The sequence below is a fragment of the Cellulomonas sp. ACRRI genome (assembly GCF_022346185.1).
Lineage (GTDB): Bacteria > Actinomycetota > Actinomycetes > Actinomycetales > Cellulomonadaceae > Cellulomonas.
On the sequence record NZ_JAKRMS010000179.1, the window covers coordinates 1 to 6,095 of the forward strand.

Here is a 6,095-nt window from a genome sequence, read left to right on the forward strand (position 1 = left end):
GGTGCGGGCGGCTGCGGCGGTCATGCGAGGCTCCGGGCGGTCTCGGTGGGGCGGTCGGCGGGGGCGTCGTCGGCGTCGGCGGTCGCGTCGTCGGCGGCGCCGTCCCCGGTGAGCGCGAGGAACGCGTCCTCCAGCCCGCGGGCGGTGATCTCGACGTCGGACGCGGCGGTCGCGGTCAGCAGGTGCCGGGCGACCCCGTCGGAGTCGGTGGTGCGGACGAGGAGCCGGTCCCCGCGGCGCTCGACCGAGCGCACCCCGGGCAGCGCGCGCAGGGCCGCGACCTCGGCGTCGTCGGCGCCGGGCAGCGCGGCCGACACCAGCCGGCCGGCGGCGAGGTTCTTCACCTGGGCCGCGGACCCGTCCGCGACCACCCGGCCGTGGCTGACCAGGACGACCCGGTCCGCGTACGCGTCCGCCTCGTCCAGGTAGTGCGTCGCGAACAGGATGGTGCGCCCGCGGTCGGCGTCGGCGCGCAGCGCGTCCCAGAACGCGCGCCGGCCCTCGACGTCCATGCCGGTCGTCGGCTCGTCGAGCACCAGGACGTCCGGGTCGGGCAGCAGCGCGAGCGCGAACCGCAGCCGCTGCTGCTGCCCGCCGGAGCACTTGCCGACGGGCCGGTCGGCGATGTCCTCGATGCCCGCGCGGCGCAGCACCTCGGCGGTCGACCGGGTGGCGCGGAAGAACGACGCCGTGACCCGCACCGTCTCCCGGACGGTCAGGTCCTTCAGCAGCCCGCCGGTCTGCAGCACCGCGGCGACCCGGCCCTCGGCGATCGCGCGGTCGGGGTCGAGGCCGTGCACCTGCACGGTGCCGGCGTCGGGCCGCGCCAGGCCGAGCAGCATGTCGATCGTGGTCGTCTTGCCGGCGCCGTTCGGCCCGAGGAACGCGACGACCTCGCCGGGGCGGACCGCCAGGTCGATGCCGTCGACGGCCTGGACCGGGCCGAAGGCCTTGCGCAGGCCGCGCAGGTCGATGGCGAGCGGGCCGGCCGGGGCCGCGACGGCGCCCGGCGCGGCCAGGGGTGCGGTGGTGTCCATGCCGACCAGCGTGGCGCGGGCCGCGGCCCCGGTCCCCGGCCGCCCGTCACCGGTCCGGTATGACGGATGTCATCTGCGCGCGGCGGTCGCCGGTCGGCGGCGTCACACCGCCACCGCGTCGAGCCGGAAGCCCTGCGCGTGCAGCCGGGTGACCAGCGCGTCGCCGAGGGCGGTCGCCGGGGTCAGCGAGCCGGCGCGGTCCGGGAGGGCCGCGCCGTCGAGCGCCAGCGCCAGCGCGGCCTCGCCCAGCATCACCGCCGTCGCCGCGTACCCCGGGTCCCCGGACGCGGCGACCCGGGCCGCGTACCGGCCGCCCGCGGCCGTCGAGGCGAGGAACCGGTGCCGGAACCAGCCCGCCTCCCGCGTCGCGGCGTCCGGGCCGTCGCCCGCGGCCGGGAGCGCCCGCTCGACGAGCCGGCGCGTCGGGGGCAGGGCGAGCGCGGCGGCGCCGAGCGCCGTGGCGCCGGTCAGGGCGGCGGCGCGCAGCAGCCCGGTCGCCCCGCGCCCGGCGTCCAGGTGCTCCGCGTACCGCAGCCCCCGGCCGTACGCCCACCCGGTCAGCGCGTTGGACCGGCGCACCACGTGCGCGTCGAACGGCGCCATCACCGACGGCGCCGCCCACCGCCCGGACACCCGGTGGGGCGGCGTCATCAGCCGCGGCTGCGCGGTGCCGGGCTCCGCCGCCGGGTCGGGGGACAGGGCGTGCGGGTCCGCGTGCAGGCGCCGCGCCCCTGGGTCCGACCGCACCGCCTCGACCTCGCCGAGCAGGGACGACACCGTGCCGCCGGACACGCCGCCGCGTGCCGCGACGAGCGCCTGCACCGCGGTCAGCCCGGAGTCGTCCCCGTCGGCCACGGCGGCGCGGTGCAGCAGGTGCACGCCCAGGTCGGACGGCACGGAGTCGTACCCGCAGGCGTGCACCAGCCGGGCGCCCGAGGCGCGGGCGGGCCGGTCGGCCGCGTCGACCGCCGCGCGCACGAACGTGAGCTCGCCGCTGAGGTCGGCGTAGTGCGTGCCCGTCGCCGCGCACGCCTCGACCACCGGCAGGCCGCGACGGGCGTACGGGCCGACGGTGGTCGCGAGCGCGGCGGTCGAGCCGGCGACGCGCCGCAGCCCGGCCGGGTCCGTCGCGTCCACGACGACGAGCGGCCAGTCCGCCGCCGGTGCGGGCAGCCGCCGGCGCACCGCGGCCAGCCGCCCGCGGTCCCGGCCGGCCAGCGCGACGCGCGTGCCGGGGGGTGCGGCGCGGGCCAGGTGCTCGGCGGTGAGCGCGCCGACGAAGCTCGTCGCGCCCAGCAGGACCAGGTCGTGCTCGCGGTCGGCCATGCGCCGCACCGTAGGCACGGGCCGGTCCCGGGCGCGCGGCGGAGGGGTTCCGGGAGTACACGCTGCGCTGTACTGTCGTGCGCCATGGAGACGGTGACGCTCACGCACACGGCCGCGCTCGCGCGGCTGGGCCACGCGCTGTCGGACGAGACGCGGGCGCGGATCCTGCTCGCGCTCCGCGAGGCACCGGCCTACCCCTCCGACCTCGCCGACGCGCTCGGCGTCTCCCGGCAGGTGATGTCGAACCAGCTCGCCTGCCTGCGCGGCTGCGGGCTGGTCGAGGCGATCCCCGACGGCCGGCGCGTCTGGTACCGGCTCGCGGACGGGCACCTCGCGCCGGCGCTGGGCGACCTGCTCGCGCTGGTCGTCGCCGTCGACCCGGACTGCTGCGGCCCCGACTGCGCCTGCGCATGACCGCCGCCGCCCCGTCCCTCGGTCCTGCCCGCCGCGCGGTGCTCCAGCGGCGCATCCGCCTCGTCGTCGCGGCGACGATCGCGTACAACGTCGTCGAGGCGGTGGTCGCGATCGCCGCCGGGCGGGCGGCGTCGTCCGCCGCGCTGATCGCGTTCGGGCTCGACTCGGTGGTCGAGGTGCTGTCCGCGGCGGCGGTCGCCTGGCAGTTCGCCGCGCCCGACCCCGAGACCCGCGAGCGGGTCGCCATGCGCGCGATCGCCGTGTCCTTCCTCGGGCTCGCGGTGTTCGTGACCGTCGACGCCGCCCGGGCGCTGCTCGGCGCGGGGGAGCCGGACCACTCGACGGCCGGGGTCGTGCTCGCCGCCGTCAGCCTGGCCGTGATGCCGGGGCTGTCCTGGATCGAGCGGCGCACCGGCCGCGAGCTCGGCTCCGCGTCCGCGGTCGCCGACTCGAAGCAGACGCTGATCTGCTCGTACCTGTCGGCGGTGCTGCTCGTCGGGCTGCTGCTCAACGGCGCGCTCGGCTGGTGGTGGGCGGACCCGGTGGCGGCGCTGGTGATCGCGGGCTTCGCGGTGCGCGAGGGCGTCGAGGCCTGGCGCGGCGACGCCTGCGGCACGCCCCTGGCGGACCTGGTCGGCGGCGACGCCCGGGCCGCGCACGACGACTGCTGCTGACCGGCTCCGCCGAGGTCGAGGGCTTCCGTCGAGGTCGAGGGGTTCTACCGGTCAGCGGACGGGAGACGCTCGACCTCGGCCGAGGACAGACCCGCCGCGGCCGCCGTCCCGCGCAGGGGTCGGGGCCGCGACCGCGGCGGGGGTCAGGGGGAGCCGGCCAGTCAGGCGCCCAGCGCCGGGGCCGTGCCCGGGAGCGCGCCGCCCAGCTCGGGCACCGCGGCGCGCAGCCGCGCGGTGTACGGGTGCGCGGGCGCGTCCAGCACCCGCCGGGCGGGGCCGCGCTCGACGACCCGCCCGGCCTCGAGCACCACGGCGTCGTCGCACAGCCGGTCGACGACGGCGAGGTTGTGCGTGATGAGCAGCATCGCGAGGCCGCGCTCCGCCCGCAGCCGCTCCAGCAGGTCGAGAATGCGCGCCTGCACGGTGACGTCGAGGGCGGACGTCGGCTCGTCGAGCACCAGCAGCCGCGGCTCGGCCGCCAGCGCACGGGCGATGCCGACGCGCTGCCGCTGGCCGCCGGACAGCTCGTGCGGGCGGCGGTCGGCCAGGGCGGGGTCCAGCCCGACGTCCGCCAGCAGCCCGGCGACGGCGCGCGCCCGCTGCGCGCGCGGCACCCCCAGCCCCTCGGCCACCGCCGACCCCACCCGCTGGCGCGGGTCGAGGGTCTCCGGCCCGTCCTGGAACACCGGCTGCACCGCGGCGCGGTAGGCGCGGCGGCCGGCGGCGTCGAGGCGGTCGAGCGCGGTGCCGCGGTACCGGACCTCGCCGCCGACCGGGCGGAGCAGGCCGAGCGCGGCGCGGGCCGCCGTCGACTTGCCGGAGCCCGACTCGCCGATGAGCGCGACGGACGCGCCCTCCGCCACGGCGAGGTCGAGGCCGTGCACGACGGTCCGCCTCCCGTACGCCAGGTCGGCGCCGGACAGCTCGATGATCGGGGCCTCAGGCACCGGTGACCTCCTCCTCGGCGGCACGCCCGTGCCCCAGCCGCGGCACCGCGTCCAGCAGCGCCCGCGTGTACGGCACCGTCGACCGGTGCAGCACGTGGTCCACGTCGCCCGCGTCCACCACGGCGCCGTCCTGCATCACGACGACGTGGTCGGCGACGGTCGACACCAGCGCGAGGTCGTGGGACACGAGCAGCACCGCGGTGCCCTGCTCGCGCCGCAGCCGGTCCAGCACGGCCATGACCTCGGCCTGCACGGTGACGTCGAGGGCGCTGGTCGGCTCGTCGGCCGCGATCACCGGCGCGCCCAGGGCCACGGCGGTCGCGATCGCGAACCGCTGCGCCTGGCCGCCGGACACCTCGTGCGGGTACCGGTCGACGACGTCGGCGGGCAGCCGCACGGCCTCCAGCGCCGCGGCGACCCGGCGCTGCGCCTCGGCCCCGCGCACCCCGTGCCGGCGCAGCGCGTGCCGCGCCAGGCGGCCCAGCCGCATCGTCGGGTTCAGCGACCCCTGCGGGCTCTGCAGCACCAGCGACACCGCCGAGCCGCGCACGCGCCCGGCGGTGCGCTCGGACACGCCCACCATCTCGGTGCCGCCGACGACCACGGACCCGGACACCCGCGCGGGGGTCCCGTTCAGCAGGCCCAGCACGGCGAGCAGGAGCGTCGACTTGCCCGAGCCGGACTCGCCGACGACGGCGACGCACTGGCCGGGGCGGACGTCGAGGGTCGGCACGGCGGACACGACCCGGTCGCCGTACCGGACCTCGAGGTCGCGGACGGACACCAGCGGGGCCGCGGTCACGACCGGCCCCCCGCGGCCCGCGGGTCCAGCAGGTCCCGCAGCCCCTCGCCCAGCATGTTGAAGCAGAAGGCGGTCACGAGGATCGCGAGGCCCGGGAACGCGGACACCCACCAGTGGGTCGTGAACAGCGACTGCCCGGACTGCACCATCAGGCCCCACTCGCTGGTCGGCTCGGTGGCGCCCAGGCCCAGGTAGGACAGGGACGCCGCGGTCAGGATGACGCCGCCGGCGTCGAGGGAGAGCTGCACCAGCACGGGCGTCAGCGAGTTCGGCAGCACGTGCCGCCACACGATCCGCGCGGGGCTCACGCCGAGGCAGCGCGCCGCGTCGACGTACGGCCGGGTGCGCACGGACTGCGCGACCGAGGCGGACAGCCGGGCGTACCAGGGCCACCACGTGGCGGCGATGGCGATGATCGTCGTCTCGACGCTCGGGCGCAGGATCGCCGCCAGTGCGAGCGACAGCAGCAGCGCGGGGAACGCGAGGAACACGTCCGTGACCCGCATGATCACGTCCCGGAGCCAGCCGCCGGCGAAGCCCGCGACGACGCCGAGCGTCACGCCGACGACTGCCGAGATCGCGAGCACGGCGACGGCGATGCCGAGCGACGTGCGCGCGCCGTAGAGCACGCGGCTGAGCACGTCGCGGCCGACCTGGTCGGTGCCGAACCAGTGCTCCGCGCCGGGCGCGAGCAGCCGGTCGGCGGGGTGCGTCGCGGTGGTGCCGTCGCCGGGGAACGGCGCGACCCACGGCGCCAGCACGGCGAGCAGGACGATCACGACGAGGACGACGGCGGAGGCGGCGGCGAGCCGGTCGCGGCCGACGAGCCGGGCCAGCCGGGCGGCGAGAGAACCGGCGCCGGGCACCCGGGAGGCCGGGGGCACGGGGGGCGCGG

The 6,095-nt window shown here is 78.5% G+C and carries 7 protein-coding genes; 2 read left to right on the plus strand and 5 right to left on the minus strand.

The genetic code is table 11. The annotated features are described in order from the left end of the window. Positions 1 to 20: 20 nt before the first annotated feature. Together MHY85_RS19640 and MHY85_RS19645 are read right to left on the minus strand one after the other, a co-directional pair. The gene (locus MHY85_RS19640) at positions 21 to 1,037 is read right to left on the minus strand and encodes an ABC transporter ATP-binding protein (protein ID WP_239199824.1); all 1,017 of its coding nucleotides are present in this window, start codon (positions 1,035 to 1,037) and stop codon (positions 21 to 23) included. Positions 1,038 to 1,139: 102 nt separating this feature from the next. Continuing rightward, the gene (locus MHY85_RS19645) at positions 1,140 to 2,363 is read right to left on the minus strand and encodes a trans-acting enoyl reductase family protein (RefSeq protein ID WP_239199826.1); all 1,224 of its coding nucleotides are present in this window, start codon (positions 2,361 to 2,363) and stop codon (positions 1,140 to 1,142) included. 84 nt (positions 2,364 to 2,447) lie between these two features. Here MHY85_RS19645 and MHY85_RS19650 point away from each other — a divergent pair, with 84 nt between their 5' ends. Together MHY85_RS19650 and MHY85_RS19655 are read left to right on the plus strand one after the other, a co-directional pair. Further along, complete coding sequence (locus MHY85_RS19650) at positions 2,448 to 2,777, plus strand: helix-turn-helix transcriptional regulator (RefSeq protein ID WP_239199828.1); 330 nt, start codon at positions 2,448 to 2,450, stop codon at positions 2,775 to 2,777. Beyond that, positions 2,774 to 3,451 (plus strand): cation transporter, encoded by a 678-nt coding sequence (locus MHY85_RS19655; protein ID WP_239199830.1) that lies wholly within the window; start codon positions 2,774 to 2,776, stop codon positions 3,449 to 3,451. Before MHY85_RS19650 ends, MHY85_RS19655 begins: the two co-directional genes overlap by 4 nt. Positions 3,452 to 3,612: 161 nt before the next feature. Here the strand turns inward: MHY85_RS19655 and MHY85_RS19660 are convergent, their stop codons facing one another. The 3 genes from MHY85_RS19660 to MHY85_RS19670 all read right to left on the minus strand — a co-directional run. Next, positions 3,613 to 4,398, minus strand: a complete 786-nt coding sequence (locus MHY85_RS19660; protein ID WP_239199832.1) for an ABC transporter ATP-binding protein — start codon at positions 4,396 to 4,398, stop codon at positions 3,613 to 3,615. Further along, the gene (locus MHY85_RS19665) at positions 4,391 to 5,200 is read right to left on the minus strand and encodes an ABC transporter ATP-binding protein (protein ID WP_239199835.1); all 810 of its coding nucleotides are present in this window, start codon (positions 5,198 to 5,200) and stop codon (positions 4,391 to 4,393) included. Before MHY85_RS19665 ends, MHY85_RS19660 begins: the two co-directional genes overlap by 8 nt. Continuing rightward, positions 5,197 to 6,095 (minus strand): ABC transporter permease (locus MHY85_RS19670; RefSeq protein WP_239199838.1); only part of this gene is annotated, 899 nt, incomplete at its 5' end. The genes MHY85_RS19665 and MHY85_RS19670, both read right to left, overlap by 4 nt.